This is a genomic window from Pontimicrobium sp. MEBiC01747 (genome assembly GCF_053601635.1).
Map to the genome: position 1 here is coordinate 1 of NZ_JBSHNS010000492.1, position 405 is coordinate 405.

The 405-nt window shown below is 28.6% G+C and carries 1 protein-coding gene; it reads left to right on the plus strand.

All coding sequences use genetic code 11. The features are described from left to right. Window positions 1-270, plus strand: a 270-nt coding sequence (locus tag ACVC2P_RS16280) for a glycosyltransferase (RefSeq protein ID WP_452599514.1), incomplete at its 5' end; no start/stop codon positions are given. Window positions 271-405: the final 135 nt, after the last annotated feature.

A 405-nucleotide genomic window follows, 5' to 3' on the forward strand; every position in this document is an offset into this window, starting at 1 on the left:
GGCTATAACGCACTAGAGGCTATGGCTAAAGGCAAAGTTGTTTTTACAGGCGCTGAAATAGAGTGGTTAGATTATTATAATCTAAAAGAAGATTTAGTAGCTATAAATATTTTACCTGATGTCGATTTTATTGTAAAAAAATTAGAGTGGTTAATTTTAAATCCACAAAAAATAGTCGAAATTTCTAAAAATGCTAGGCAATTTATAGAGGAAAAACATAATTATATTGATGCTGCAAATAGATATTTAAATTACTGGAACAATAATTAATTATGCTCTAAAACATTGTTATTTTTAAAATGATACCAAATAGCGATTAAAACAAGTATAAAGTACACAATATACCTATATAAGTGAGCCATTGCAACACCTTCTGTTCCATGCGAATCGACTAAATGCATCGAT